Consider the following 25,722-nt stretch of genomic DNA (forward strand, 5'->3'; position numbering starts at 1 on the left):
TGCCCGCGCTCGGTTCGGTGTCTGACCCTGAGCGATACTCATTGAAATGCCCTTCGACCCGCTCGCACGTCGGGTTTCCCTGCAGGCCTGCTTGACGCGCGATGCGGACCATTTTTCGACGAGAATGCGACGAATGCCGATTGTTCAAGTTCGCTCGCGGGTAGAAAGGTGGCGAACGCTGCGTTGTCGCCGGCTCAATGCCCCGTGGGTGAGCAGAATTCCGGCACGGGAGAGTCGGCCTCCCGGATTCGCACAACGCCCGACGATAACCGCAGCAATTTCCTTCCGTTGTTCGGTTCCCTGCGCGGGTTTCATTCGCCTTTTTTCGGCGCGGCGCGCGTCATGGATTCGTCGGTCTATCACCTTGCTTCGGCGCTCAATAGTCGCCGTCTCGGCCGAATGACGCCACGAAGCTAACTGATCCTTCATCGTGCGCACATCCCGCTCCCTGGCGGATGACCGCGGTCACGCGTCAATAAATTCGACTGGATGACAGGGGACCAAGAATGGCTCGTTTCACTCTCAAGGGAGATCAGCGCCCCGTCGATCTCGATCTGCCGATCGATGAGGCCCCGAGCCCGCCGGTTGCCCCCGCTGCTCCGTCCACGACACCGCCGGAGGAAGCACCTCCGGTCATTGATGCGCCCTCATCATCCGCCGCTCCGAGCTTCTCCGGCCTCGGCACGACCTTCAACAACGCCATCCAGGCGCCCGCGGTCAGCCCGTCGCCAGGCCCGGTGGAACAAGGCGGTCAGGGAACTGGCAGCGTCAACCAATATACCAACGAGCTCACAACGGTGCATAACGGGCTGCTGGCGGAAGTCAGCAGAGGGCAATTGTCCGGTTCCGCGCTCGGCCATGTGCAGGCCATCCTGTCCGACATCAGCACCGCGATTTCGGCGGCCAACGCCACGGCAAACAGCGGCACGTTCGGCAGCGCGGCTGCCGCGGAACAATCGGTCCGCGCCAGCAATCTCGACATCATCAATACCGTCAAGACCGATGTCGCGCTGACCAACCTCGCACTTACGACGGCGCCGGCAATCGTGCCTGAAAAAGTCGCGGCGGCCGACGCGCCGCACGCCAATCTCGCGGAGATCGGTGCGATCTTCAACGACGCGGCCGACAAGATCCTGAGTGGCGTCAATGATGCCAATCGGGCCAATATCACCGACGACATCCATGCCGTGATCACCGACATGGAGGCGTTGATCAGCGCCAACCCGCAAATGTTCGAGGGGTTGACCGGCCAGCATGCCGACGCAGTGGTGCGACAGCTCCAGCTCGAGCTCACCTATATCAACGACCCCGATATCAGCCCCGATGCGGCACGTGCCAGCATCGACAACATCCTCGACATCATCGAGATCGTTCAGAGCGACCCCCACCTGGCTGACATGGCGACGCAAGGTGGCCTCAGCGGCTTCTCACCGCATCCGGGCCCTGCAAATCCGGCGCCAACGCATCTCGAAAATGACGTGCAGACGGTTTTCGCGGCCAACTTCATCGCCCAGTCCAATTCGCTCGGGCACCAGGCCGTCGACCTCGTCGGCAGCGGCGATACCAAGGCCATTGCCACGCTGATCGCCGACCTCAAGGCCTTCGAAAAATTCGTTGCGGATTTCGACGCCGCGCAGGGCGGCAACGCGTTGCTCAACGCGGCGGGCGCGCTCGGCGCCGAGGTTGCCGCGGTGATCAAGGGGCTGCAGACTGGCGATGCCAACCTGGTCACGGCGGCCGCGGACCAGATGCACGGCAACGCGGTTGATGTCGGCGGCCACAATGTCCCCGTCACCGGAGGCAACTACAATACCGATGGTGTCACTGTCACCGAAGTCCTCGCGACGGCGCCGGTGGCCGAAACGCCGGCTGCCGCAGCGGAGCCGGCCCCGGCCCACGCCGCGGCCCCCACCATCAGCGCCGAACCGGTAACGCTTGCGACAGCCGACGTCATCATCGGGGTCGAGGACCATACTCATTCGGGCATGCCCGATTTGGCGCATCATCACACGTGGGGATAGCGGCGCGCGGCGCGTCCTCCGGCGTCCCCGATGCTCCGGGGATGCCGGAGGACGATACATCGAGTCAAACAACGCGTTCGCCGATCCGGCTCACGCAGCGGCGCAGAGAAGAGGCATTAGCCGGCCTGCGCCCGCAAGGAACGATCCTTGGACGATGGCCCCAATAACGGCTTTGGGGACCATCATTGGTACGGCAGCGACATCGGCGGTTGGTGGAATCGGCGCGGTTGCTGTTCGATAAGTGAACTAGCGGGGCGTATGCGTGAGGCAGCGTAAGACGGACTATGGGACCATTATTCTACACTGGACGTTCGTGGCAGCTTTCGCCGTTGCGCTCGTTACCGGTCTACGCATTGCGACCGAAACGCCCGACCGAACCTGGATCAACTGGTTCGACGCCGTGCTGCCGCGTGACAGCGTATGGGTCGCCCATATGCAGGCCGCGATCGTCCTGGTCGCGGTGGCGATCGGCTACATCGTCTACATGCTCCGTTCCGGGCTCGGCCGCCGCGTCCAGCTCGACAAGGTTCGGCTGCGCGGCTTGTTCGGCCGCGGACAGGCGAGGTTGAGCGCCGTGATCGCCCTGATGTATTGGATTTTCTTTGTCACGATGTCGGGGCTATTGGTCAGCGGCGGGCTGCTCTATTTCGGCTTCTACTCCGGTTATGACGTTGCGATGCTGCACTGGGTGGGAACCTGGGTGATCCTCGCCTTTGTCGTCCTGCACGTCATGACCCAGTTCAAAAGCGGCGGCGTTTCGCAACTGCTGCGCATCTTTCGTCCCGCCCCGCTGCCTGCACCACCGCCGCGGCTCGATGCCGTCGAGTTGCTGGGCCTGTTGGCCGAGCAGTCGGCGCGTTCGTCGCAATCCGAAAATTCCGACGCGCCGCCCGAGGTCCCATCCCATTCGCTGCAGCCGCGCGCAGAGATGCGGCGCGATCGACCGCGTGAGCCGGATCCGGCGCCCCGCCCTCCGGGCGGCCCCGCGCGGTCGCGAAACCCGACCCTGCAGGCCAATGCGTTCGTGGTCGCCGCCGCCGCTGCGATCACCGGCGCCTCGCTCATCGTAGCTACCGACCGGCTGGCGGTGGACAGTGTGCAGATTCGCCGCATCAACGTCGCCGACGCACCGATCCTCGACGGCGACACGTCAGATCGCGCCTGGCGCGGCGTCAAGCCGTTTTCGCTGCTGACCGGCGAAGGCGGAAATTTCGACGGCAAGGGCGAAGCCAGAATCGAGGTCCGCGCGGTCCACGACGGCACCTATGCGTATTTCCTCTTCACCTGGGAGGATTCGACGCGCTCGCTGAAGCATCTGCCGCTGGTCAAGGAAGCCGACGGTTGGCACCTGCTTCATTCCGGCTTTCAGCTTGGCGACGAGCATCAATACAACGAAGACAAGTTTTCGGTGCTGCTGACCAACTCCGATGTTACACTGGCCGGCGGCCGAACCTTTCATCCGGGGCCGCAGCCGGTCGCCGGCGCACCCGCCACCATGAGCGGTCGCGGACTGCATTACACGGCCGCCGGCTATGCCGATGTCTGGCAGTGGAAGGCGACGAGCAGCGCGGCCGGATGGATGGACGACGCTCATTTCGGGCCTCCGCTTGATCCGACCCCGATGCAGGCGGCCAACGTCGTTCCATACAAGGGCGGCTTCGCGCCGGATCCTGGAACGGCGAACTACCGGGACAATTTCGCCGTCGAAGCCGACACATCAGGCGGTCCGCGTCGCAGCCGCCTGGTCGCCCCGCTTCGTCTGCCCAAAGTCGTCGCCGCCACGACAGACGCGATGGGCGATATCGACCTCGACCCCAATCATGGCGAGAGCGACGGCGCGCGCTGGTTCATGACCGATCAGGATTCAGTTCCCTATTCGACCGACGCCGACGCCCGCATCCCGATGGGGACCGTAATACCCGGCGTCATCCTGGGCGGCGAATTTTCAGGCGATCGCGCCGACGTTCGATGTGCAGCCCGCTGGGCCTCCGGCCTTTGGGCGCTCGAGGTGAAACGCCGGCTGGACACGACAAGCGAGTTCGACGTGCCGATCAAAAGCGGCGTCTTCATGCGGGTCGCCGCTTTCGACCACAGCCAGATCAGACATACACGGCACGTTCGGCCGATTCGTATCGAGGTGGAATAAATGTCCAAGATTTGCAAAGTCACGATCAACGACGAGCCGTTTCTGGCGAATCGCGGCGAACTTCTGCTCGATTGGGCATTGATGAACGGCGTCGATCTTCCGCACGATTGCCGCTCCGGAATCTGCGGCGCCTGCCGCGTGCGCCTGGTCGACGGCCAGGTGTTCGGCGGCCACAGCCACGGCGACGACATGATCCATGCCTGCCAGGCGAGAATCGTTTCCGATCTGGAGATTGCGATCGAGGCCGCGCCCGATCCGGTGGCGTTGTCGGCGGAAGTGGCGCAAATCATTCAGCTCGCGCCCGACGTGGTGGGCGTCGACATCGAACTGCCGAAGCCGTTCAACTACCTTCCCGGCCAGTATTGCAAGCTGCAGTTTCAGGGATTTCCGGCACGGCCCTACAGCCCGACCTTTCCGCTGGAAGGGGCTCCTCACGATCACGTGCTGCACTTTCACATCCGGAACGTCACGGACGGACAGGTTTCCTCGGCGCTCGGCCAGGAAATCCGCCCCGGGCACCGCGTCAAGCTGACGGGACCGCATGGCCGCGCTTTTTTCAGGCAAGGCCATCCGGGGCGCATCGTGCTGGTCGCCAGCGGCACCGGTTTCGCCCCGATGTGGTCGGTCGCGGTCGCCGCGATCATGGAGCAGCCGCAGCGCGAAATGGTCTTCATCGTGCAGGCCCGCAGCATTCGTTCGCTCTACATGCATGCGGCGCTGTGCCGGCTGGCGCTGTTTCCCAACGTCACCCTGATCCCGATGGTGTCGGAGCCGCAGCAAATCTCGCACGCGATTCAGGGCGGCCGGCCAACCGATCATCTGCCGCAACTTACGCCGGACGACGTGGTCTATACCGCGGGCGCACCGGCGATGACCGATGCGGTGGCGCGGATCGCAAAGGCCGCGGGCGCAAGGTGTTACACCGACCCCTTCGTGCAGGAGCCAAGGACAGCGGAACAATCAGGGTTGATGTCGCGCCTCACCGGCTGGCTCAACGAGCCCAAAAGCGGGACGATCCCGCCGCAGCCGGCACGAAAGCCGGCGCCGATGCCGCGAGGTGTAGCCGCGGCTGGCGCCGGCAATCGCTAGCCGGCCATGGGCTGAGCGATGGTCATGCGGATTTTTCAGCCGGAGATCGCCGCAATATAACGCCGGACGGACATTTCGAACGCCGCCCTGGCATTATCCGCGATGTTACGGCCCCACCATGCGCCATAGATGCGGTCGAAGGCCAGCGGTTCGACCGCAGCCCAGATCCGGCGCACCGCCGGGGCGTTGAGCGGAATGTAATTCGGAAAACTGTACATGAAGCTGAGCGAAAGGCGGTCCGCCGCCACCATCGCGACATCGCCGGTGAGCAGCGCGCCGCGACCCTCCGCGCCCGCGCGCCAGTGCATCACCGTGGCGCCGGCAAAATGTCCGCCGGTTCGCACCAGAAGGATATCGTCCGATATCCGATGGCTGTCGCCGGTCCATGGCACGATTGCGGAGTGCTGCCGCGTGATAAAGGCGCGATCGTCGCCATGCAGGTAGACCGGCACGCCGCCGAACGCCTCGCTCCAGTCAGCGACCGCACCATAGAAATGCGGGTGCGAAACGGCGATCGCCTTCAGGCCACCGAGCGAACGGACGTAATCGACGGCTTCCGGGGTGACCAGCGGCACACTGTCCCACATCACGCAACCATCCGCCTCGGGCACCAGGAGCGCACGCTGCCCGATCGCAAAACCCGGCTCGACAGCGATGCCGGGAATGCCGAGATCGTCGCGCCAGGCGAGCTTGTGATTTTTCGCAAGTTCCTCACGCGTGAGCCACGCCTGGCCCTTCCAGTTCACAAATTGCCGCTCGTCCTCGCAGATCAGGCATGACTCAGGCAGCGCGGCACTCTCGGGAAACTGGGCACCACATTGTTCGCAAGTCCATAGCGGCATCGGCGTCGCTCCCATCCAAGGGAGTGGTAGCGCAAAATGAAAAAACGAGCCAATACCAAGATAGCAAGGTTGCTAATACCCGATCGCCGCCCCATCGCTGCGGGGATCCGAGCCGCCACTCAACGTGCCGCTCTGACGGTCGATCGTGATACCGTGCGCGTGACCGGCCATTTCGTTCCAGGCGTCCCAACGGTTGATGGTATGGCCGCGTCGCGTGAGCGCGTCGATCGTGGCTTCGGGAAAGCGGCTCTCGATGTGCAGCGTGTCGCGCGCTTCGCCGAGCGCGAAGCGGCCGGACAGGAACCGCGGCATCTCGATCGCTTCCTGGATATCGAGACCGAAATCGATCATCGCCGAATAGAGCTGCAGCTGGATCTGCGGCTGGCCATCCGCCCCCATGCAGCCGAGCACGCTCCAGAGCTTGCCGTCGCGTTTGGCCATCGAGGCAATCAGCGTATGCAGCGGGATCTTGCCGGGCTCGAGGCGATTGGGGTGGTTGCGATCCAGCGAGAAATAGGCGCCGCGATTTTGCAGGATGACGCCGGTGTTTCCTGCGACCACGCAAGCTCCGAATGCACCATACAGGCTTTGAATCAGCGACGCGGCATTGCCGTGGCGATCGACCGCGGCGATATAGACCGTATCGCCGGACAGGCTGCCGAAAGAGGGCACCATGTCCCATTTCAATGCCGACCTGCCGTCGATCAGCCGGCCGCGCTGGCCCGCATATTGCTTCGATATCAGCCGCTCGACCGGCACATTGGCAAACGCGGGATCGGCGAGCACCTGATCGCGATCGTGGTAGGCGATCTGCTTGGCCTGTACCAGCAGATGAACATGGTCGGGCCCCAGAAAATCCTTGCGGTGCAGTTCATGCGGCTCAACGAGATTGAGCATTTCGAGCACGGTAAAACCCTGCGTCGGCGGCGGTGTGTTGAAGACCGTGACGTCCCGGTAGCGCCCCGTGAGGGGCGCGCCCCACATCGCTCTTTGACCGCGAAAGTCCGCCAGTCGGAAGAAGCCGCGCTGCTCTTCCGAGAAGCGCGCCATCTCGGTCGCAACGGGTCCTTCATAGAAGCCGGACCGTCCGCCATCCGCGATTGATTGAAGCGTTCGCGCCAAATTTGCATTCGTGAGTTTCGCGCCGGGCGGCGCTGCCGAGCCCTCGGGAAAGAACAGTTTGGCGGCGCGGCTGTCCTGGACCAGATCATCGCGCGCCATCTCGATGAAGCTCGCAACGCGGCCGGTGACCGGAAAACCGTCGCTTGCGTATCCGATGGCGCTTTCCAGCACACGCCGCAGCGGAAGCCTCCCATAGGCATCATGGGCCTCGATCCAGCCCGCCACCGCGCCCGGCACCGTCAATGTCGCCGGCACGATGCCGCGAAGCGGGATTTCGCTCAGTCCTCTCTTCTCAAAGGACGACTGCGTGGCGCCGGCCGCGGCCTTGCCGCCACCGTTGAGGTAACGCACTTCCCCGCTCGCGCCGTCGTGAATGAGCCAGAACGCATCGCCGCCGAGACCGGTCATGTGCGGATAGACGACCGCCAGTACCGCACTGGTCGCAATCGCGGCGTCGATCGCGGTGCCGCCGGCGCGAAGCACGTCAAGGCCGGCCGCGGAGGCGAGCGAATGCGGCGACGTTACCATGCCGTTCGAAGCAAGCGTGACGGGCCGGCCGGTACGAATGTCCAATTCAAGCCCCCGAATCTGCTTAGCCGCGGATCCGCCTGATCATGTAATTGTCGTAGGTGGCTTCGCAGACCTGATGCCACTGATACTGCTCGTTGCGGAATGCGATCGTCGAATCGTACAACGCCTTGAATTTTGCGTTCTTCGCCGCAACTTCGGCAAACAACTCATTGGTCGCCTTGAACGACGCATCCAGTATGTCGGTCGAAAACGGCCTCAATTGCGCGCCGGCCGCAACCAGGCGCTTGATGGCGGCCGCGTTGCGCGCATCATATTTGGCAGCGAGATCAGCCGCGACCTGCGCCGCCGCAATCGTCACCATGTTCTGATAGAGCTTTGGCAGCTCGGCCCATTTCGCGCTGTTGATATAGAGGAAGCCGTTCGCGCATCCTTCCCACCAGCCGGGATAGTAGTAATAGGGCGCCACCTTGAGGAAACCGAGCTTCTCGTCATCATAGGGGCCGATCCACTCGGCGGCGTCGATAGTGCCCTTCTCCAGCGCGGGATAGATGTCGCCCGGTGGAATCTGCTGCGGCACGACACCGAGCCGGCTCAGCACCTGCCCCGCGACGCCACCCACGCGGAATTTAAGGCCTTTCATGTCGTCGAGCGTCTTGATCTCCTTGCGGAACCATCCGCCCATCTGCGCGGTCGTGTTACCGAACGGGATGCCTAGAATGCCGAAGGTGCCGTAGAGCTCGTTGAGCATGTCAAGGCCGCCGCCATAGGCGAGCCAGGCATTCATCTGGCGCGTGTTGAGCCCGAACGGAACGGCGGTGCCGAACGCAAACGCCAGGTCCTTGCCGATGTAGTAGTAGGAGGCGCTGTTGCCCATCTCCACGGTGTTGTTGGCTACCGCATCGAACACCTGAAACGCCGGCACAATCTCGCCCGGACCGTATACGCTGATCTGGAATTTCTGATCCGACAGGTCGCCGATCGCCTTCGCAAACATCTCGCACGCGCCGTAGAGCGTATCGAGCGTCTTCGGAAATGACGTGGTCAAGCGCCAGCGCAAGGCGGGCGTGGACTGGGCGATGGCGGGCGCGGCGACGGCGCCAGTGGCGACCGCCGCACCGGCGGCGGTGAGGAGTTTTCTGCGGTTCATGGCCAGTCTCCTTGCATGGTGAGATGAAAAAGCGAACGCGCGGACCATCAGCCGCAGCATGCCCCCTTGTCACGGTTGTCCCGGCTCGCGCTGTTTCGGTCGGGCGGCAGGTCCACCGCCGGATTCTCGGCAAAGAAGCCGTTCGGCTTCAGTGTGAAGCCGACATATTCGACCGGCATCACCGGAAAATCCTCGGGACGGCAGACATGCGTCGCCCCAAAGCTGTGCCAGACCACGATATCCTGGTTTTCGATTTCGCGGTTCTGGGCAACGTATTTCGGCAGGCCGTCGCCGCCGGCATGCTGGTTCGGAAACTCGCCGCTGGCGTAGCGTTCGTCGGGGGCGTAGCGCGTCACCCAGATGTGCTTGGTCGCAAAGCCGCCGCGCTCGGTCATGTAGCAGCCCTGCTGCGCCAGCATCACGGGCGCGCTGTGCGCCAGGAGCTTGTAGGCCGTCGGACCGCCGACGCTGTTCTTTTGATTGGGATTGGTGATCTTCCAGTAGCGTCCTGTCCGCCCGTCGGCCTCGCGAACCCCGTCGCGCTCGCGCGAGAGAATCTGCGACGTAGTGTCGAATACGTTGCCGTACGGATTGTCCGTTCCCCACGGCCGCGGCCGGAACTCGTGCTCGGTGACGGTATTGCCGCCGCCGTCCAGCATCATATGCAGACGGGCATTGAAGAAATGCTGGTGGGTCGGCCCGCCGAGATCTTCGGCGACCATGCCGCCCCACGGATAGGGCTTGCCCGGCGCAATCGCCGCCGTCTGGATGATGCCGGTGAGCTTGACTTCGAGCTGAATCGTTCCGTCCTGGTAGAAGTACCAGAAGAACCCGTAATCGTAATTTCCGACGGTGGTGAAGAAGGAGATGACGAGGCGGCGCGACCGCCGCACCTCAAACGTCTCGTTGCGGAATTCGTAGTGCTTCCAGAGGATCCCGTAATCCTCCTCGTGCAGGCAGATCGCGTTCTTCATGACGGTCGGCTTGCCGAAATCGTCGGCGACCGGCACGTCGAAATAGTGGATGTGGCCGAGGCAGTCGCAGCCCAGTTCGAGCGCGTTGGCGAGCTTGCCCAGTCCATACTCCCCGGCGTCGAACGCGCATTTCCAGAAATGGTTGGCGGTCGGATCGGCGTAGGGAACGATCATGTCGGTGACACTGGCCCGATAGATGATCGGCCGTTCACGCTCACGATCGCGAAACGAGATCTGGTGCAGCACGAGACCCTCGCGCGCGGTCCAGCCGACGCGGAACGACCAGTTCTGCCAGTCGACCTTCCAGCCCTCGACCGTAAAGCTCGGGCCGTCCTTCTGCACGACGTCCAGCGGCTTCACGTCGTTCCGGGTTTGTGGGATCGAGGCGCGGTCGTAGTTGCGCGATTTCTTCGGGATCGGAATGATGTCGGGCTCATCGACCAGGTGGACGATTTTGTTCTCGATCAGGTCGACGAGCGCGACCACGCCTTCGATCGGGTGCGCGTAGCCATTATCCTTGAGGTCCTTGCGCCAGTAGGACACGGCGCTGACCAGCCTGCGGCCCTTCTCCACTTCCCGGTCGAAATAGCCGGCCGAGAACGGATCGACCTGAACCAGTTCGATGTCCTCATCGTTCAGGCCGCGCCGCTTCATCGCACGCCGCCAGTCCGCGTCGGCCTTGACGATGTCGCCGACCTTGAACACCTCCTCGATCGTGATCGGCGGCTGGCCGTAAGGATGGGCTTTGGTCGAATACTCCAGCCACGCCGTAACGCGCTTCGAATCGAGATCGACCGTTGCGACATGCGTCGCGCCGGTCTTGCTGTCGAACAGAGTGACGGCGGCCCGCCGCGGGAGCCCGGCCGTCGGCTTCCATCCAAGGATATCGGACTTGGCCGGCTCTTCGAGCTGCACATGCGTAAATCGCGCGTGCGGTCCGAGCCGCTTTTCCTTCCTCAATATTTCGGACGCCAGCGTGACTTCCGCCTCGCTGAGCGGGTCGAGCGGATGACCGGCCTCCATGCCGGCAGACGGCTTTGTGCGTACCATGTAGGACCGAATTCCCCGGGGATCTGGCCGCAGGTTACGGCGGTCGGCCGCACCGCGTCTTGAATGAACCTGCCACTTCCGGCGGGTTCAGCCCTTGCCAGAGCTACCGGTCCTGGGCGACGCTGGGGAACCAGAAACCGGATCTTGTTCGCCCGATGCCGATCAGCGTCTCCACCGACCCGATCCGCCCGACCGAGCGTCAGGCCTTCTGGACCGAGGCGATCTGCCGGTCATTCGCGAATATCGAGACCAAGCCGCTCGGCTCCACAACAGTCAGCGGCCATTTCGAGTTCGTCGAGATCGCCGACGCCAAGCTCGTCCGCTTCGACAGCAGCCCGCAATGCTACACCCGCGACGCCCGGCTCGTGAGCCGGGCGGGCTCCGACGAATTCATGTTCGATTTCCAGCGCCGCGGGCGAAGCTTGATCGTGCAAGCCGGGAACGAGGGCACCATCGAACCGGGATACGGCGTGCTCTACGATGCGCGGCGTCCGTTCGAGGATCGGCTGTTCGGTCCCGGGCAGCGTGTGGAACTGCTGATGGCCACCGTCCCCGCCGCGTCACTATTGCGATCCGTCCCCGAAGCGGAGCAACTATGCGCGAAACCCATCCCATTGTCCGGAACGGTTGCGCGCGCGATTGCCGCGCTGGTACGCGACGCGATCTCCAGGCCGAACACGCCGGCAAAACAAAGCGAGCCTGACATTGTCGCTTATCTGTCGGCGATGCTACGCCTTGCCGCCGGCACAAGCCATGAGCTCAGCCGCCCGAGCCTGTTCAGGCTGATCGACACTTATCTGAGAGCAAACATCGCAGCAATTCGGCCGGCGCCGGCGCTCGCCGCCGAGTTCGGCGTCTCTGAACGGACCTTTCATCGCATCTTCGCCGATCAGGAAACCACGTTCGAACGACACGTGCTTCATCTTCGTGTCGAGCTTTTTCGAAATCTGCTGCGACAGGATTCGCTGTCAGACGTTTCGATCACGAGGCTCGCGCTTCAGTGCGGATTTTCAGACGCCGCCCATGGATCGCGCACCTTCAAGGAAAGATTTGGCATCACCCCGCGGGACTTTCGCGAGAGCGCGCATAGCCCCCGGCCGTGAGCGTGGCCCGAAAACGAAGAAGCCTGCCGGGAACGGGTCCGAAGTGGGCCCGTTTGCCCTCATCCTTCGAGCGCGGCATAGCGGTCGCGCAGGTCGATGCGCCGGCCGGCTGTGGCAGCTTCGGCAATGGCAAGCGTTGCGATGAGGCTCCGCGCCCCGTCCTCGACCGGCTGCAGCGATGGCGCGCTGCCGCGGATCACGTCGCGAAAATGGTCGAGCTGCGCGACATAGGGATCGATCGAGCCGGCATGGATGTGCTGGGCCTGGATCGGCTGGTTCCAGTCCTGCGCACCGCCCGCTTGCGTCCACTGCACGAGATTCGGAAACTCGAATGAACCCCGACGACCCATCAGGCGGTAGCTGCCCTGTCCGCTGAACGGGAATTCCACGGCCTCGCCGAGCCCCTGCTCCATGGTCCAGGGCGAGACCGCGCTGTCGCTGATAAAGAACGTGCCGAGCGCGCCGCTGTCGAATTCGATCAGCGCAGCCGCCGTATCCTCGACCGCAAAGCCACGCTGGCGGTTCGAGGCGATCGCCTCGACGGCGACAATTTCGCCAATGGTGAAACGCAGGAAATCGATCTCGTGGATCAGGTTGATCAGCACCGGGCCGCCGCCGGCCTGGCGCCGCCACGGGGCGACATCAAAATAGCTTTCCGGCTTATGCGTGGCCCAGATCGCCGACACCCCGACGATGTCGCCGATCCGCGCCTCGCCGAGCAGCGCCTTCAGCGCCTTGACCTGCAGATGATGGCGGCGGTGATGCCCGACCAGCGACTTGATGCCGCTTTTGCGCACTTCTGCGACCAAGGCGAATGCGCTCTCGACCGTATCGGTGACCGGCTTCTCGATCAGGATATCAATGCCGCGCCGGGCGCATTCGATGCCGGTCTCGGCGTGCAGCTGGTTCGGTGAGGCGATGATCACGGCTTCCGGCCGTGTCTCATCGAGCAACTGACGGTAATCCGCAAACACGCATGTGTTCGGATGCTCGGCCTTGACCTGATCGACATTCACGTCGGCGATACCGACCAGATCATAATCGCTGCGCTCGGCGAGTTTTCGAAGATGCTTCCGTCCGATCAACCCCGCGCCGATCACGCCGATGGTGATGCTCTTCATGTCGTATATCCCGTCGACGAATTCTCGCGGTGCTGGCGCGGCCTCATCGCGCCGCGCGACTGGCGACCGAGCAGGCGTCGGGTCGCATCAAAGGCCGCGGCAATGCGTACCCGCGTCTCCAGCGCCGGCATCGGCATCTCGACGCTGAGGAAGGTGTCGGCAGGGAGCGCCTCCAGCAGGTCGCCAAGCGGCAGGGCGCCTTCGCCCGGCGGCAGCCGTCCTTCGCGGGCCTCGGCGATGATGGCGGCCTCGGTTGTGGGCATGCACGCTCCGGCATCGCAGATTTGCGCGGCACGCAGCCATTCGTCGGGGATCGAGATCAGATCGGCTGCCTTGCCGCCGGAACGGGTGAGATGCAGCGCGTCGACGAGCATGGCGCCGTTCGATTTGCCGGCCTGCCGCACGATCGCCAGAGCTAACGGCAGCGTGCCTATCGCGCGCCAGCGCATGAATTCGAGATCGACGCGCAGGCCGAACACCAGCGCGAGGTCGCAGAGTTCGGCGAAATGCGCGGTCAGCCGGGCAGGATCGTGATCGTCACCGGATACGGTGACCGAGATGGCGCCGAGATCGGCGGCAGCCTCGAACACACCGGCAAAGGCCTGCACGTCGATTTCAGGCGTGAGCTGGATGAATTCGATATCGCTGACGCCGACGCCTTCGGCCGTCAGGATTTGCTTGAGCGCGCGGTGGGTTTCCGTGCCGACCTGCGTCGGATAGGCCGGACCGCCCGTTGTCGCCGGCACAACCCGCAAGCCAACCGAAGCAAAACCGGCGCGCGCCGCCTCGGTGACCAGCGCGGGCGGCGACAATTCGAGCGCCGTCAAATGGGCAAGGCCGAGTACCATGCGCGTCATTTCCCTCCGCCCCCCTTAATTAATCCATGGGGTAATTGTAATTAATCTGCAGGATAATTACTGTCAACAACGATAGCTTCGGTCCATGATGGCCGGAAAGCGCGCATCCCCCCCGGCGCGGAAGGACCGGACTGCCAGATGGCACTTGCGAAAAAAACCGCTTCAGCGAATGCGAAAAAACCGCCGGTCCGACGGCGCGACCGGGAACGGACCAGGCGCGAGATCCTGGAGATCGCGTTTGCGGAGTTCGCCGAAAACGGCCTGTTCGGCGGCAACACCGACGCGATCGCCGCGCGCGCCAACATCACCAAGCGGCTGATCTTCTATTACTTCAACTCGAAGGAAGAGCTGTTCACCGCGGTCCTCGAAATGGCCTACGCCAAGATGCGCCTTGCCGACGAAGACCTGCATCTCGAAGCGCTGGAGCCAGAGGCCGCGATCCGAAAGCTTGCGGAATTCACCTTCGATTTCGACCAGGCCAACCCGGAATACATCCGCCTTGTCACGATCGAGAACATCCACCGCGGCCGGCACGTCAGCGCCAGCCGGAAACTCAAGGAAATGACGCGGCCTATCATCAGCCAGATCGCCGCGGTGCTGGAAAAAGGCATCCGCAGCGGCGCGATCCGGCCGGGCATCGATGCGAACGAGTTGCACATGACGCTGAACGCGCTCTGCTTCTTCTCGGTCGCGAACCGCCACACTTTCGAGGCGCAATTCGGTTGGGATATGTCATCGCCCAAGGCGAGGTCGCAACGCCGCCGCGAAATCGCGGACCTGCTGTGGCGCCACGTGCGCAAGGGCTGATCCGGCGGCGGATCCAGAACAAAAAAGATGCCCGGCAATCGATCTCGATCGCCGGGCATCTTCATGTCTTGGTTGCGGGGATAGGATTTGAACCTATGACCTTCAGGTTATGAGCCTGACGAGCTACCGGGCTGCTCCACCCCGCGTTAAACCGTTGCGTTGCCTTCGAAAAGCCGGTGCCGAAACGATCCCGGCGAACGCCAGATGGCGCCGATCGATCCCGTCCCGAGGCTTCCTGAGAAGGCGACCCGGGCCGAAGCCATCGGGCGCGAGCGGTATGTATCAACGTAGCCCCGCTTTGGAAAGGGGAAAGGCTCCGCTTTTGAGGATTTTATGACAGCAAAAACGAGGGTTTGAGGGGGTAAAATCGCCCCTTGGAACCGCTCTTGCCTTAAACGCCGCAAAAGCAGAGTTTTGGCCCCCAAAGCGTGGCCGTGCGGGCCTGCCAGAACAAAAAACGGGGGAGTTGAGCGTGACGGATACCTTCGATTTCGTGGTGGTGGGCGGCGGCTCGGGCGGCTGTACGGTGGCGGGGCGACTGTCGGAGGATCCAAACATTTCGGTGGCGGTGCTGGACGCCGGCGGCAAGAACGACAATTGGGTGGTCACGACACCGTTCGCACTCGTGCTGATGGTCGCCGGCAACGTCAACAACTGGGCCTTCAACACCGTACCGCAGAAGGGCCTCAACGGCCGCATCGGCTATCAGCCGCGCGGCAAGGGCCTCGGTGGCTCGTCCGCTATCAATGCGATGGTCTATATCCGCGGCCACCGCGCCGATTACGACCAATGGGCCTCGCTCGGCAACGCCGGCTGGTCGTTCGCCGACGTGCTGCCCTACTTCAAGCGCGCCGAAAACAATTCCGACTTCGACGGCGAATATCATGGCAAGGGCGGCCCGCTCGCCGTCAACAAGTCGCGCACCGGCAATCCGGTGCAGCAGATTTTCCTGCAGGCCGCGCAGGAAGCGCAGTTCCGCCTGCGCGAGGATTTCAATGCCGACGAGCATGAGGGCCTCGGCATCTATCAATTGACACAGAAGAACGGCGAACGCTGCAGCGCCGCCCGCGCCTATATCCATCCGCATATGGGAAGCCGCGCCAATCTGCGCGTCGAGACCCATGCGCACGCCACCCGCATCCTGTTCGAAGGCAAGCGCGCCGTCGGCGTCGAATATCGCCAGGGCAAGGAGTTGAAACAGATCCGCGCCCGGCGCGAGGTGATCGTCGCCTCCGGCGCATTTCAGACCCCGCAGTTGCTGATGCTCTCCGGCGTCGGCGACAGCGCAGCGCTTGGCAAGCACGGCATCGCCACTGTGAATCATCTGCCCGGCGTCGGACAGAACCTGCAGGATCACCCGGACTTCGTGTTCGGCTACATGTCCGACAATCCCAATTTCAACGGCATCTCGCTTAAAGCGCTGCCGCGGCTGCTGCGGGCCATCGGCCAATATCGCCGTGAACGAACCGGGCCGATGACGTCGAACTTCGCCGAATGCGGCGGCTTCCTGAAAACAAGGCCGGACCTCGACATCCCCGACATCCAGCTCCATTTCGGCATGGCGCTGGCCGACGACCACGGCCGCAAGCGCCACCGCGGCACCGGTTTTACCTGCCACGTCTGCCTGCTGCGGCCGAAGAGCCGCGGCGAGGTCACGATCGGCAGCGCCGATCCGTTTGCTCCACCGGTGATCGACCCGAACTTCTTCGGCGATCCGGACGATCTCGAAACCATGGTTGCAGGCTTCAAGACCACGCGGCGGCTGATGGAGACGCCGGCGCTGCGCGCGTTGCAGAAGAAAGAGATGTTCACGGAAGGCGTGCACAGCGATGACGACATCCGCAGCCTGCTGCGCGCCCGCGTCGATACCGTCTATCACCCGGTCGGCACCGCCAGAATGGGCGTCAACGATCCGATGGCGGTGGTCGATCCGAAACTGAAGGTGTACGGCGTCGAGGGATTACGGGTGGTCGACGCCTCGATCATGCCGACACTGATCGGCGGCAACACCAATGCGCCGACCATCATGATCGGGGAAAAGGCCGCCGACATGATCAAGGCGGAGATGCGGGCGGGATGATCGTCCGTCATTGCGAGCGTGGCGAAGCAATCCAACTCGCGGCACGGGGATAGATGAATTGCTTCGCTTCGCTCGCAATGACGTGGAGGGAGCCGAGCACGTATGTACGCTGCCGGACACAGTGCGGTGGCCCGGATGAGCGAAGCGATATCCGGAGCCGGCGCCTCTGACTCCCCGATGTCGCGTTCGCTCATCCGGGCTACGGACTGACGTCGTAGTTCGGACCACACACGCTTTGGTTGATGCAGACGATTTTAGCGATCGCCAGTCCGATTCATTGACGAAACATCGGTATCGGAACCAGAGTGGAATTTTCCCCATGAACAGTTTCGATGCCGTCGTCTATCTCGGACTGATTATTGCGGTGGTCATCGGTTTCAATACCGGGCTATTGCGCAGCGCAATTGCGATTCTGGCCTATATCGCCGCGATGCCGATTGCGATGGGGCTGGTGCCGCTGGTGTCGCCCCAGCTCGACGGCCAGCATGCCTCACCGTTTGCGCAGAATTCACCGCTGTTCTTCGGAGCTTTTCTGGTCATCGGTATGGTGCTCGGAAAGCTGGCCTGCATGGTCCTCGATGACATCATCGGACCGCAAGCCGGGATCGGAGACCGCCTGGGTGGCGCCGCCCTGGGCGCGGTGCGCGTCGGCCTGATTGCGATCACGATTGTGCTGATCTTCGACCAACTTGTGCCGGCAAACCTGCAGCCGGCCTTCATGACCGGTTCGCGGTTGCGGCCTGTGCTATCGGCCGCCGGGCAAATGGGCGTCAAATCCCTTCCGCCGGATCTCGTGGCTGCGATCGACCGCCTGAAGAAAGACCGGCACATATAATCGACGCGGTCTCCCTGATATGCGTTTGGGCGGTAGCCGCTCTCTTATCAGGGCCGCTCGACTTGGCTAGAGTGGCCGCATCACCCTTCAAAAATCACCTGACATAACGGGAGAGAAACAGTGGATCTTGGGATCAAAGGCCGCCGCGCCATCGTTTGCGCATCGAGCAAGGGCCTGGGGCGCGCCTGTGCCATGGCGCTGGCCAATGAAGGCGTGCATGTCACCCTGACTGCACGTGGCGCGGAGGCGCTGAAAAAGACCGCCGATGAAATCCGCAAAGCCTATCCCGACATCACCGTCGCGGAAGTTGCCGGCGACATCACCACGCCGGCCGGGCGCGAAGCCGCACTGAAAGCCTGTCCCGATCCGGACATCCTGATCAACAATGCCGGCGGCCCGCCGCCCGGCGATTTCCGCAACTGGACCCGCGACGACTGGATCAAGGCGATCGACGCCAACATGCTGACGCCGATCGAACTGATCAAGGCAACGGTGGACGGCATGATGGCGCGGAAATTCGGCCGCATCGTCAACATCACCTCCGCAGCGGTAAAGTCACCGATCGAGGTGCTCGGCTTATCCAACGGCGCACGCGCCGGACTCACCGGCTTCGTCGCCGGCATCTCGCGGAAAACCGTGATCAACAACGTCACCATCAACGCCCTGCTGCCGGGCCCGTTCGATACCGACCGCGTCCGCGGCCCGGTAGCCAAGGTCGAGGCCGACAGGCGCGGCATCACCGTCGACCAGCTGCTGGCGGAACGCGCCAAGCTCAATCCCGCCGGTCGCTTCGGCGATCCCGAGGAATTCGGACAGGCATGCGCGTTCCTGTGCGGCGCCAAGGCCGGCTACATCACCGGCCAGAACATCCTGCTCGACGGCGGCGCGTTTCCGGGCACGCTATGAAGGCGGTCTGGTATGAGCGAGCGGGCCCCGCGCCGGAGGTGCTGACCTATGGCGAGATGCCGACGCCGGTGGCCGGCCCGGGCGAAGTCCGGGTGCGGCTGGAGGCGTCCGGCGTCAATCCCGCCGACGTCGGCCGCCGCGGCGGCAGCTATCGCGCCATGGAATATCCGCGGGTCGTTCCGAACAGTGACGGCGCTGGCATCATCGACCAGGTCGGCAACGGCGTCACCCGGTGCAAGACCGGCCAGCGCGTTTGGCTGTTCAACGGCCAGCGCAACGGCCGCGCCTTCGGCACCGCGGCTGAATACATTGCGCTCGCCGAACATCTGGTGACGCCGCTGCCCGACAATCTGTCGTTTGCGGAAGGCGCCACGCTGGGCATCCCCGCCATGACGGCGTGGACCTGCCTGTATTGCGACGGCCCGATCGTGGGACAGACGGTGCTGGTCACCGGCGGGGCCGGCGCCGTCGGGCACTATGCCGTGCAACTCGCCAAATGGGGCGGCGCCAAGGTGATCGCGACCGTCAGTTCGGCGGCCAAGGGCGAACAGGCGCGGCTTGCCGGCGCCGACCTCATCGTGAACTACAAGACCGAGGATGTCGGCGCCAAGGCGATGGCTTTTACGGGGCAGCGTGGCGTCGACCGCGTCGTCGATGTCGATTTCGGCGGCAATATCGAAACCACGTTGAAGCTGATGGGCATGAATTCGACGATCGCGGTCTACGCCACCAATGGCAACCGCACGCCTGTCGTGCCGATGCGCGAATTGATGGAGAAGTGCATCGCGCTGCGCACGCTGGTGCTGTTCGCGCTGCCACCGCCGTTATTGGCGGCAGGCCAGGCGGACATCACAAAGTGGCTGGCCGCGGGCCCGCGCATTCACAACGTCGCCGGGCAGTATGCACTCTCGGACACCGCGCAGGCGCATCTGGCGGTGGAGAAAGGCGACAAGCTCGGGACCGTGATCGTGGACTGCGCCAGGTAGCTGCTGATAGAAGTAGCCACCGATAGATAGCTACTGGATCGGCGTAGTCCGCTCCTCCGTCCAGGACAGGCCGAACTCGCCGAGACCTTCGGCGAGAAGATCGCCGAGCATCGGCTCGCCCAGCAGATAGCGCGCGGTGGGACCATCACTGCGTCCTTCCGCGGCCTGTTGCCGCAGATCTTTCCATTCCCCGAGGGTTCCGTCGCCGCGGCCGAGCCGCATCAGCGCGACGAGATCGATCTGCTCGTCCTCGCTCAGCGCATCAATGAAACCGGCGATCTCGCGCGCGACAGGGTCGCGCCCGTCGTCCTCGAGCACATCGATCATGCCGTCATCGGTGGCATTGGATCCGGAGTCCGGATCGGATGCAGCTTCCTTGACGTCGAACTGCCGGGCTTTCTCGATCAGGAAGCCGATTTTTTCGGCCGAAATCATGAGTTCTGGCATCGCATGTTCCTCATAGGGGCCATGCGATAACGTCAAACGCCGTCAGATGATCCATTGCACCGAAACATGGAAACCCGCATCCTTGCCGGAACAATGAGAACGATGGGAAAACGCCGGATGCACTGGAACGTGGGCAGGGTCAAGATCACCATGGCGATCGAAATGGAGACGGTCGGCAGCACCCGTTTCATCCTTCCGCCGGCGACCAACGAGGAAATCCAGAAACTGCCGTGGCTGATCCCGCAATTTGCGACCGAGGAAGGCCGGCTGAAAATGTCGATCCATTCGTTCCTGATCGAGACGCCCACGCAGCGGATCATCGTCGACACCGGGCTCGGCAACGACAAGCAGGGCCGCAATGTGCCGACCTGGAACAACCGGAAGGATCCGTTCCTCGACAAGCTGACCGTGGCGGGCTTCCCGCCTGAACGCGTCGACACCGTGCTGTGCACGCACCTGCATGTCGACCATGTCGGCTGGAACACTAGACTTGTCGACGGCAAATGGGTGCCGACCTTTGCCAATGCGCGCTACGTGTTCGGCAAGACCGAGTTTGAGTATTGGCGCGACCACAGCGACGCACCGGACAGGGCAGCCGTGTTCAGCGATTCCGTGAAGCCGATCGCCGACGCCGGCAAGGCCGATCTCGTTGCCAGCGATGCCAGGCTGACCGACGAGATCACCCTGATCCCGACACCCGGCCACAGCCCCGGCCATATGAGCGTCCACATCAAGTCGGACGGCGCGGAGGCCCTGCTGACGGGGGACGTGGCCCACCATCCCTGCCAGATGGTCCATCTCGACTGGTCGTCGACGGCCGATTCCGATCCCCGGCAATCGGCCGAAACCCGTCGCGAAGTGTTTTCGCGCTTTGCCGATACGCCGGCGCTGGTGATTGGCGGACACTTCAGTGCCGGTCACATCACGCGCGACGGCGACGCTTTCCGGTTTGTGGCGCTGGAGAATCCGTAGGGTGGACAAAGCGAAGCGTGCCCACCATTCAAAGTTGCGCCTGACGACCGAGCCCGGCGTAAGGGCACCTTTGCCCACCCTACCCTGCGCTTTCGGCAGTTGAATTTCCCGCCCCGCTGTTCCATGAAGCGTGTCGAGGTATACCACCAATAAGCCTGATAACCCGCAGGGAGTGACAAAATGAAGCTTGTACGTTACGGCGCCAAGGGTGCGGAAAAGCCCGGCCTGATCGATAAATCCGGCCAGTTGCGCGATCTTTCGGCACAGTTGAAGGACCTCGACGGCGAGGCCTATTCGCCGGCCTCGCTCGCCAAGCTTGCCGGGCTCGACACGTCCAAACTCCCCGCCGTCGACGGCAAGCAGCGCTTCGGCGCGCCGGTCACCGGCATCTCGAAATTCGTCGCCATCGGTCTGAACTACAGCGACCACGCCAAGGAAACCGGATCTCCGATCCCGACCGAGCCGATCTTCTTCATCAAGGCAAACACCTCGCTGTCGGGCCCGAACGACGCCGTCGAAAAGCCGCGCGGCTCCACCAAACTCGACTGGGAAGTCGAGATCGCCGCCATCATCGGCACCCGCGCCAAGTATGTCTCGGAAGCCGACGCGCTGAACCACGTCGCCGGCTACTGCGTCTGCAATGACGTCTCCGAGCGCAATTTTCAGCAGGAGCGCGGCGGCCAATGGACCAAGGGCAAATCGCACGACACCTTCGGTCCGGTCGGCCCGTGGCTAGTGACCAGAGACGAAATCCCTGACGTGCAGAAGCTCGGCATGTGGCTCGATGTCAACGGCCAGCGCCGTCAGACCGGCAACACCTCGACCATGATCTTCTCGATGGCGAAGTGCATTTCCTATGTTTCGCAGTTCATGACGCTGTTGCCCGGCGACATTGTCACCACCGGCACCCCGCCCGGCGTTGGCCTCGGCATGAAGCCGCCGACCTTCCTCAATGTTGGCGACGTCGTTACGCTCGGCATCGACAGTCTCGGCGAGCAGCGCCAGGAAATCATCGCGGCCTAGCCGTCATACCCCGCGAAAGCGGGGTATCCAGTACGCCGCGGCGTTAGTGAATACCGCACCGTCCCGGCGTACTGGATCATCCGCCTACGCGGATGATGACACCGAGAGGTGCTCACGGCCGTGTCAAACAAGAAAAAATGTTCAAGGGAATTTCCAGCATGAAACTCACCTTCTCCCCCGCCTCTCCATTCGCCCGCAAGGTGCGGATTGCCGCGATCGAGACCGGCCTGATCGACAAGATCGAATTCACCCCCGCCACCGTCGCGCCGGGTCAGGCCAACGAGGAATATTCGAAAATCACGCCGCTGAAGAAGCTGCCGGTGCTGATCCTGGACAATGGCGACGTCATCCTCGATTCCTACGTCATCGTTGAATATCTCGACGAGCTCGCCGGCGGCGGCAAGCTGATCCCCGCGTCCGGCCCCGAGCGATGGAAGGTGAAGAGCGACCATTCCCTGCTGCAGGGCATGCTCGATTCCATGCTGCTGTGCCGCTACGAAGCCATGGTGCGGCCGGAGCCGCTGCGGTGGAAGGCGTGGTCGGACGATCACTGGAATCGCGCCTGGACCGGCATGGCGCGCTTCGAGAGCAAGCCTGACGTGCTGTCCGGGCCGTTCAATATTACGCAGATCGGCCTTGTTTGCGTGCTGGGCTATGCCGATTTTCGCTTTGCCGATTGCGGCTGGCGCAAGGCCTATCCGAAGCTCGACGCTTTCCATCAGAAGATGCTGGAACGGCCGTCGGTGAAAATCTCGGTCCCGCCGCCGGCGTGACAACGGAAACGGAGACGGCAGCATGCGCGAGGGTAGCAAACGATTGCGGCGCCTCGGCCTTGCCGCCGCTTTCGTGCTCGCAGTATCCACTACGCCGGCGCTGAGCCAGGCAAATCCGCCCTGTGGTGTTCCCGCCGCCCTTGGCGATGGCTGGACCATCGATTCCCCTGAAAGCGCCGGCCTCGATAGTGTGCGGCTGTGCGCCATCGCGGCGCGGCTCAAGGAAACCGAAGCCAACGTTCACGCCGTGGTCATCGTTCGTCACGGCAAGCTCGTCTTCGAACAATACTTTGCAGGATATGACGAGCCCTGGGGTCAGAACGATGGGCAGCACGATTTCGATGCGACAACCAAACACGACATGCGATCGGCCTCGAAGAGCGTGGTCTCCCTGCTGGTCGGCATCGCGATCGATCGCAAGCTGATCAGGAGCGCCGACGAGCCCGTCGTTAAATTCTTTCCGGATTACTCCGCACAGAAGTCGCCGGGCTGGGACAACATCACCCTCCGCCATCTCCTGACCATGTCGTCGGGTATTCAATGGGACGAGAACCGCGGCTGGAAGGATCCCAAAAACGACGAACCGCATCTGAGCAACGAAGCTGATCCGATGCGCTATGTCCTGTCGAAGCCTATCGCTGCGCCGCCGGACACGGTGTGGACCTACAATGGCGGCGGAACGGACCTGCTCGGCAACATCATCGAGCGCGTGTCGGGCAAATCGCTGGAGGCGTTCGCGCGCGACACCCTGTTCGCACCGCTCGGCATCTCCGACTGGGAATGGATGAAGTACGCGAACGAAAAGGTTGCCCCGGCCGTCGGCCTTCGTCTTCGCCCGCGCGACGCCGCGAAGATCGGCCAGCTCGTGCTGAACAAAGGCGACTGGAACAGCAAGCAGATCGTCTCGGCCAAATGGATCGAGCAATCGGTCACGCCCCGCTTTCAGGCGATCGGCTATTTCAGTGGTCTTTTCTTTTACGGCCAGCAATGGTGGATGGGCCGCTCGATGGCGCAGGAGAAGGAAGTGAGGTGGATTGCGGCGATGGGCTCGGGCGGCCAGCGCATTTTCATCGTGCCCGACCGCGACCTTGTGGTGATGACGACATCGGGCCTCTATTTTCAACCACGCCAGGGTGACGAGGCGCTCGACATGATGGCGAACTTCATCCTTCCATCCGTTCGCGACAACAACGCGCGATAATCAAGCCCGGGAAAAACATGAGCCTGAAATTCACGGCCGGCGACCTCACCATTCACCGCATCATCGAGCAGGAAACCACCTTCCTGCCGGCGCTGGAAATGCTGCCGGGCCTGACGCCGGAACTTCTGGCGGAGAACCGGGCGTGGATGCAAAAGGCCGGTGCGCTCGACGACAAGGACGTGCTGATCCTGTGCTTCCAGTCCTACGTGGTGAAGACGCCGCACCACACCATCCTGATCGATAGCTGCATCGGCAACGACAAGCCGCGGCCGCAGCGCCCGAAATGGAACATGAAGACCGACGATACTTACGCGCGCGCGTTGGCCGCTGCCGGGATTTCCGTCGGCGATATCGACTATGTCATGTGCACGCATCTGCATGTCGACCATGTCGGCTGGAACACGCGGCTCGACAATGGCCGCTGGGTGCCGACCTTTCCCAAGGCGCGCTACGTGTTCGATAAGACCGAGTTCGACTACTGGACCGAGACGAACGCGAAAACGCCGGTGCCGCCGTTTGTCGACAGCGTGCTTCCGGTCGTCGAGGCCAGGCAGGCCGAAATCGTGCACAGCGACTACCAGATCGGCGACCACACCCGCCTCCTGCCGACGCCGGGCCACACGCCCGGCCATGTCGCCTTCACCTTCGGCCGTGGCAAGGACGACGCCGTGTTCTCCGGCGACCTGATGCATTCGCCGCTGCAGACGCGCTATCCGGAAATGTCCGTCAAGTTCGACGTCGACCAGACGCAGGCAGCGACGACGCGGCGCAATTTCATGGAACGCTATTGCGATACGGATACAATGTGCTGCACCGCGCATTTCCCCTCACCGTCGGTCGGAAAGATCCGGCGCAAGGGCAACGGATTTTCCTGCGAGGCGACATGAGCGCGGACACGCCTACGTTCGAAACACTTTCGGTCGAGCCGGTCGACGAGCATGTGGTGATTATCAGGCTCAATCGGCCGGATGCCTCCAACGCGCTCAACACCCAGATGGGCCGCGACCTCGTGCGCTATTTCGAGGATACGGCGCTCGAACCAAAAAGCCTGCGCTGCATCGTGCTCACCGGCGCCGGCGACAAGGCGTTCTGCGCCGGCGGCGACCTGAAAGAGCGGCGCGACATGACGGATGAGGCATGGACGCGCCAGCACGTCATCTTCGAGCGCATGGTGCGGGCGCTGATCGACTGCCCGGTCCCGATCGTCGGCGCCGTCAACGGCGCGGCCTATGGCGGCGGCTGCGAAATCGCAGGCTGCTGCGATTTTCTCTACGCGGCCGAGGGCGCGCGCTTTGCACTGACCGAAGTGACGCTCGGCATCATGCCGGGCGGGGGCGGCACACAGACCCTGCCGCGCGCCGTCGGCGAACGCCGCGCCAAGGAGCTGATCCTGACCGGCAAGCCGTTCACCGCGGCGGAAGCCCATGCCTGGGGTCTGGTGAACGAGGTGCTGCCGTTGCCGGAGCTATTGCCGTCGGCGCTGGCGACAGCATCACGCATCGCCCGCAACGCGCCAATTTCCGTTCGCCAGGCAAAGCTGTCGATCCATCGCGGCCTGCAACTATCGCTGCGCGACGGCCTCGCACTGGAGATCGAGGCCTATAACCGCATGGTCCCGACCGAGGACCGCCGCGAGGGTGTGCTGGCCTTCAACGAGAAGCGGACGCCGAACTTCAAGGGGCGGTAAGG

General features: G+C 63.2%; 22 protein-coding genes and 1 tRNA gene. 15 read left to right on the plus strand and 8 right to left on the minus strand.

What is annotated here, in order from left to right:
* The first annotated feature begins 506 nt into the window (after positions 1–506).
* The 3 genes from ACPPVP_RS38680 (at position 507) to ACPPVP_RS38690 (ending at position 5,256) form a co-directional block, all read left to right on the plus strand.
* Positions 507–2,021 (plus strand): hypothetical protein, encoded by a 1,515-nt coding sequence (locus tag ACPPVP_RS38680; RefSeq protein WP_426528779.1) that lies wholly within the window; start codon positions 507–509, stop codon positions 2,019–2,021.
* Between the two features lie 262 nt (positions 2,022–2,283).
* Positions 2,284–4,167: an ethylbenzene dehydrogenase-related protein gene (locus ACPPVP_RS38685; RefSeq protein WP_426528780.1), complete on the plus strand. Its 1,884-nt coding sequence runs from the start codon at positions 2,284–2,286 to the stop codon at positions 4,165–4,167.
* Positions 4,168–5,256, plus strand: coding sequence for a 2Fe-2S iron-sulfur cluster-binding protein (locus ACPPVP_RS38690; RefSeq protein ID WP_426528781.1), 1,089 nt, complete (start codon positions 4,168–4,170; stop codon positions 5,254–5,256). It abuts the gene before it with no gap.
* A 35-nt stretch (positions 5,257–5,291) separates the two neighbouring features.
* On the opposite strand, the gene ACPPVP_RS38695 is transcribed toward ACPPVP_RS38690, so the two are convergent.
* The 4 genes from ACPPVP_RS38695 to ACPPVP_RS38710 all read right to left on the minus strand — a co-directional run bounded on the left by ACPPVP_RS38695 (position 5,292) and on the right by ACPPVP_RS38710 (position 10,922).
* Complete coding sequence (locus ACPPVP_RS38695) at positions 5,292–6,098, minus strand: MBL fold metallo-hydrolase (protein ID WP_426528782.1); 807 nt, start codon at positions 6,096–6,098, stop codon at positions 5,292–5,294.
* 72 nt (positions 6,099–6,170) lie between these two features.
* The gene (ggt, locus tag ACPPVP_RS38700; RefSeq protein WP_426528783.1) at positions 6,171–7,793 is read right to left on the minus strand and encodes a gamma-glutamyltransferase; all 1,623 of its coding nucleotides are present in this window, start codon (positions 7,791–7,793) and stop codon (positions 6,171–6,173) included.
* Between the two features lie 19 nt (positions 7,794–7,812).
* On the minus strand, positions 7,813–8,898 hold the full coding sequence (locus ACPPVP_RS38705; protein WP_426528784.1) for a TRAP transporter substrate-binding protein: 1,086 nt from the start codon (positions 8,896–8,898) through the stop codon (positions 7,813–7,815).
* A 47-nt stretch (positions 8,899–8,945) separates the two neighbouring features.
* Complete coding sequence (locus tag ACPPVP_RS38710; protein WP_426528785.1) at positions 8,946–10,922, minus strand: primary-amine oxidase; 1,977 nt, start codon at positions 10,920–10,922, stop codon at positions 8,946–8,948.
* A 155-nt stretch (positions 10,923–11,077) separates the two neighbouring features.
* Between ACPPVP_RS38710 and ACPPVP_RS38715 the strand changes: the two genes are divergently transcribed.
* On the plus strand, positions 11,078–12,025 hold the full coding sequence (locus tag ACPPVP_RS38715) for a helix-turn-helix domain-containing protein (protein WP_426528786.1): 948 nt from the start codon (positions 11,078–11,080) through the stop codon (positions 12,023–12,025).
* Between the two features lie 59 nt (positions 12,026–12,084).
* Here ACPPVP_RS38715 and ACPPVP_RS38720 read toward each other — a convergent pair whose 3' ends face one another.
* A complete protein-coding gene (locus ACPPVP_RS38720) occupies positions 12,085–13,146 on the minus strand; it encodes a Gfo/Idh/MocA family protein (protein ID WP_426528787.1) in 1,062 nt (353 codons plus the stop codon).
* Positions 13,143–14,003, minus strand: coding sequence for a sugar phosphate isomerase/epimerase family protein (locus ACPPVP_RS38725; protein ID WP_426528788.1), 861 nt, complete (start codon positions 14,001–14,003; stop codon positions 13,143–13,145). Before ACPPVP_RS38725 ends, ACPPVP_RS38720 begins: the two co-directional genes overlap by 4 nt.
* A 138-nt stretch (positions 14,004–14,141) precedes the next feature.
* Here ACPPVP_RS38725 and ACPPVP_RS38730 point away from each other — a divergent pair, with 138 nt between their 5' ends.
* Positions 14,142–14,810 carry a TetR/AcrR family transcriptional regulator gene (locus ACPPVP_RS38730; RefSeq protein ID WP_426528789.1) on the plus strand — a complete coding sequence of 223 codons (669 nt, stop codon included), beginning with the start codon at positions 14,142–14,144 and terminating at the stop codon, positions 14,808–14,810.
* A 69-nt stretch (positions 14,811–14,879) separates the two neighbouring features.
* Here the strand turns inward: ACPPVP_RS38730 and ACPPVP_RS38735 are convergent.
* Positions 14,880–14,956: transfer RNA gene (locus tag ACPPVP_RS38735), tRNA-Met, on the minus strand.
* A gap of 326 nt (positions 14,957–15,282) precedes the next feature.
* On the opposite strand from ACPPVP_RS38735, the gene ACPPVP_RS38740 reads away from it, so the two are divergent.
* The 4 genes from ACPPVP_RS38740 (at position 15,283) to ACPPVP_RS38755 (ending at position 19,617) form a co-directional block, all read left to right on the plus strand.
* On the plus strand, positions 15,283–16,890 hold the full coding sequence (locus ACPPVP_RS38740; RefSeq protein WP_426528790.1) for a GMC family oxidoreductase: 1,608 nt from the start codon (positions 15,283–15,285) through the stop codon (positions 16,888–16,890).
* A 319-nt stretch (positions 16,891–17,209) separates the two neighbouring features.
* A complete protein-coding gene (locus ACPPVP_RS38745; RefSeq protein WP_426528791.1) occupies positions 17,210–17,725 on the plus strand; it encodes a CvpA family protein in 516 nt (171 codons plus the stop codon).
* 120 nt (positions 17,726–17,845) lie between these two features.
* Complete coding sequence (locus tag ACPPVP_RS38750) at positions 17,846–18,631, plus strand: SDR family oxidoreductase (RefSeq protein WP_426528792.1); 786 nt, start codon at positions 17,846–17,848, stop codon at positions 18,629–18,631.
* Positions 18,628–19,617 (plus strand): NADPH:quinone reductase, encoded by a 990-nt coding sequence (locus tag ACPPVP_RS38755; RefSeq protein WP_426528793.1) that lies wholly within the window; start codon positions 18,628–18,630, stop codon positions 19,615–19,617. Before ACPPVP_RS38750 ends, ACPPVP_RS38755 begins: the two co-directional genes overlap by 4 nt.
* 30 nt (positions 19,618–19,647) lie before the next feature.
* Here ACPPVP_RS38755 and ACPPVP_RS38760 read toward each other — a convergent pair whose 3' ends face one another.
* Positions 19,648–20,064, minus strand: coding sequence for a DUF3775 domain-containing protein (locus ACPPVP_RS38760; RefSeq protein ID WP_426528794.1), 417 nt, complete (start codon positions 20,062–20,064; stop codon positions 19,648–19,650).
* Between the two features lie 117 nt (positions 20,065–20,181).
* Here ACPPVP_RS38760 and ACPPVP_RS38765 point away from each other — a divergent pair, with 117 nt between their 5' ends.
* The 6 genes from ACPPVP_RS38765 (at position 20,182) to ACPPVP_RS38790 (ending at position 25,720) form a co-directional block, all read left to right on the plus strand.
* The gene (locus ACPPVP_RS38765; protein WP_426528795.1) at positions 20,182–21,036 is read left to right on the plus strand and encodes an MBL fold metallo-hydrolase; all 855 of its coding nucleotides are present in this window, start codon (positions 20,182–20,184) and stop codon (positions 21,034–21,036) included.
* A gap of 180 nt (positions 21,037–21,216) precedes the next feature.
* Positions 21,217–22,059 (plus strand): fumarylacetoacetate hydrolase family protein, encoded by an 843-nt coding sequence (locus tag ACPPVP_RS38770; RefSeq protein ID WP_426528796.1) that lies wholly within the window; start codon positions 21,217–21,219, stop codon positions 22,057–22,059.
* A 158-nt stretch (positions 22,060–22,217) separates the two neighbouring features.
* Positions 22,218–22,832 (plus strand): glutathione S-transferase family protein, encoded by a 615-nt coding sequence (locus ACPPVP_RS38775; RefSeq protein WP_426528797.1) that lies wholly within the window; start codon positions 22,218–22,220, stop codon positions 22,830–22,832.
* A gap of 22 nt (positions 22,833–22,854) precedes the next feature.
* A complete protein-coding gene (locus ACPPVP_RS38780) occupies positions 22,855–24,033 on the plus strand; it encodes a serine hydrolase domain-containing protein (protein ID WP_426528798.1) in 1,179 nt (392 codons plus the stop codon).
* A 17-nt stretch (positions 24,034–24,050) separates the two neighbouring features.
* Positions 24,051–24,920 (plus strand): MBL fold metallo-hydrolase, encoded by an 870-nt coding sequence (locus ACPPVP_RS38785; RefSeq protein WP_426528799.1) that lies wholly within the window; start codon positions 24,051–24,053, stop codon positions 24,918–24,920.
* Positions 24,917–25,720 carry an enoyl-CoA hydratase/isomerase family protein gene (locus ACPPVP_RS38790; RefSeq protein ID WP_426528800.1) on the plus strand — a complete coding sequence of 268 codons (804 nt, stop codon included), beginning with the start codon at positions 24,917–24,919 and terminating at the stop codon, positions 25,718–25,720. The genes ACPPVP_RS38785 and ACPPVP_RS38790 overlap by 4 nt, the downstream gene beginning before the upstream one ends.
* Positions 25,721–25,722 lie beyond the last annotated feature (2 nt).

This window comes from Bradyrhizobium sp. McL0615, from assembly GCF_049993905.1.
Classification (GTDB): Bacteria; Pseudomonadota; Alphaproteobacteria; order Rhizobiales; family Xanthobacteraceae; genus Bradyrhizobium.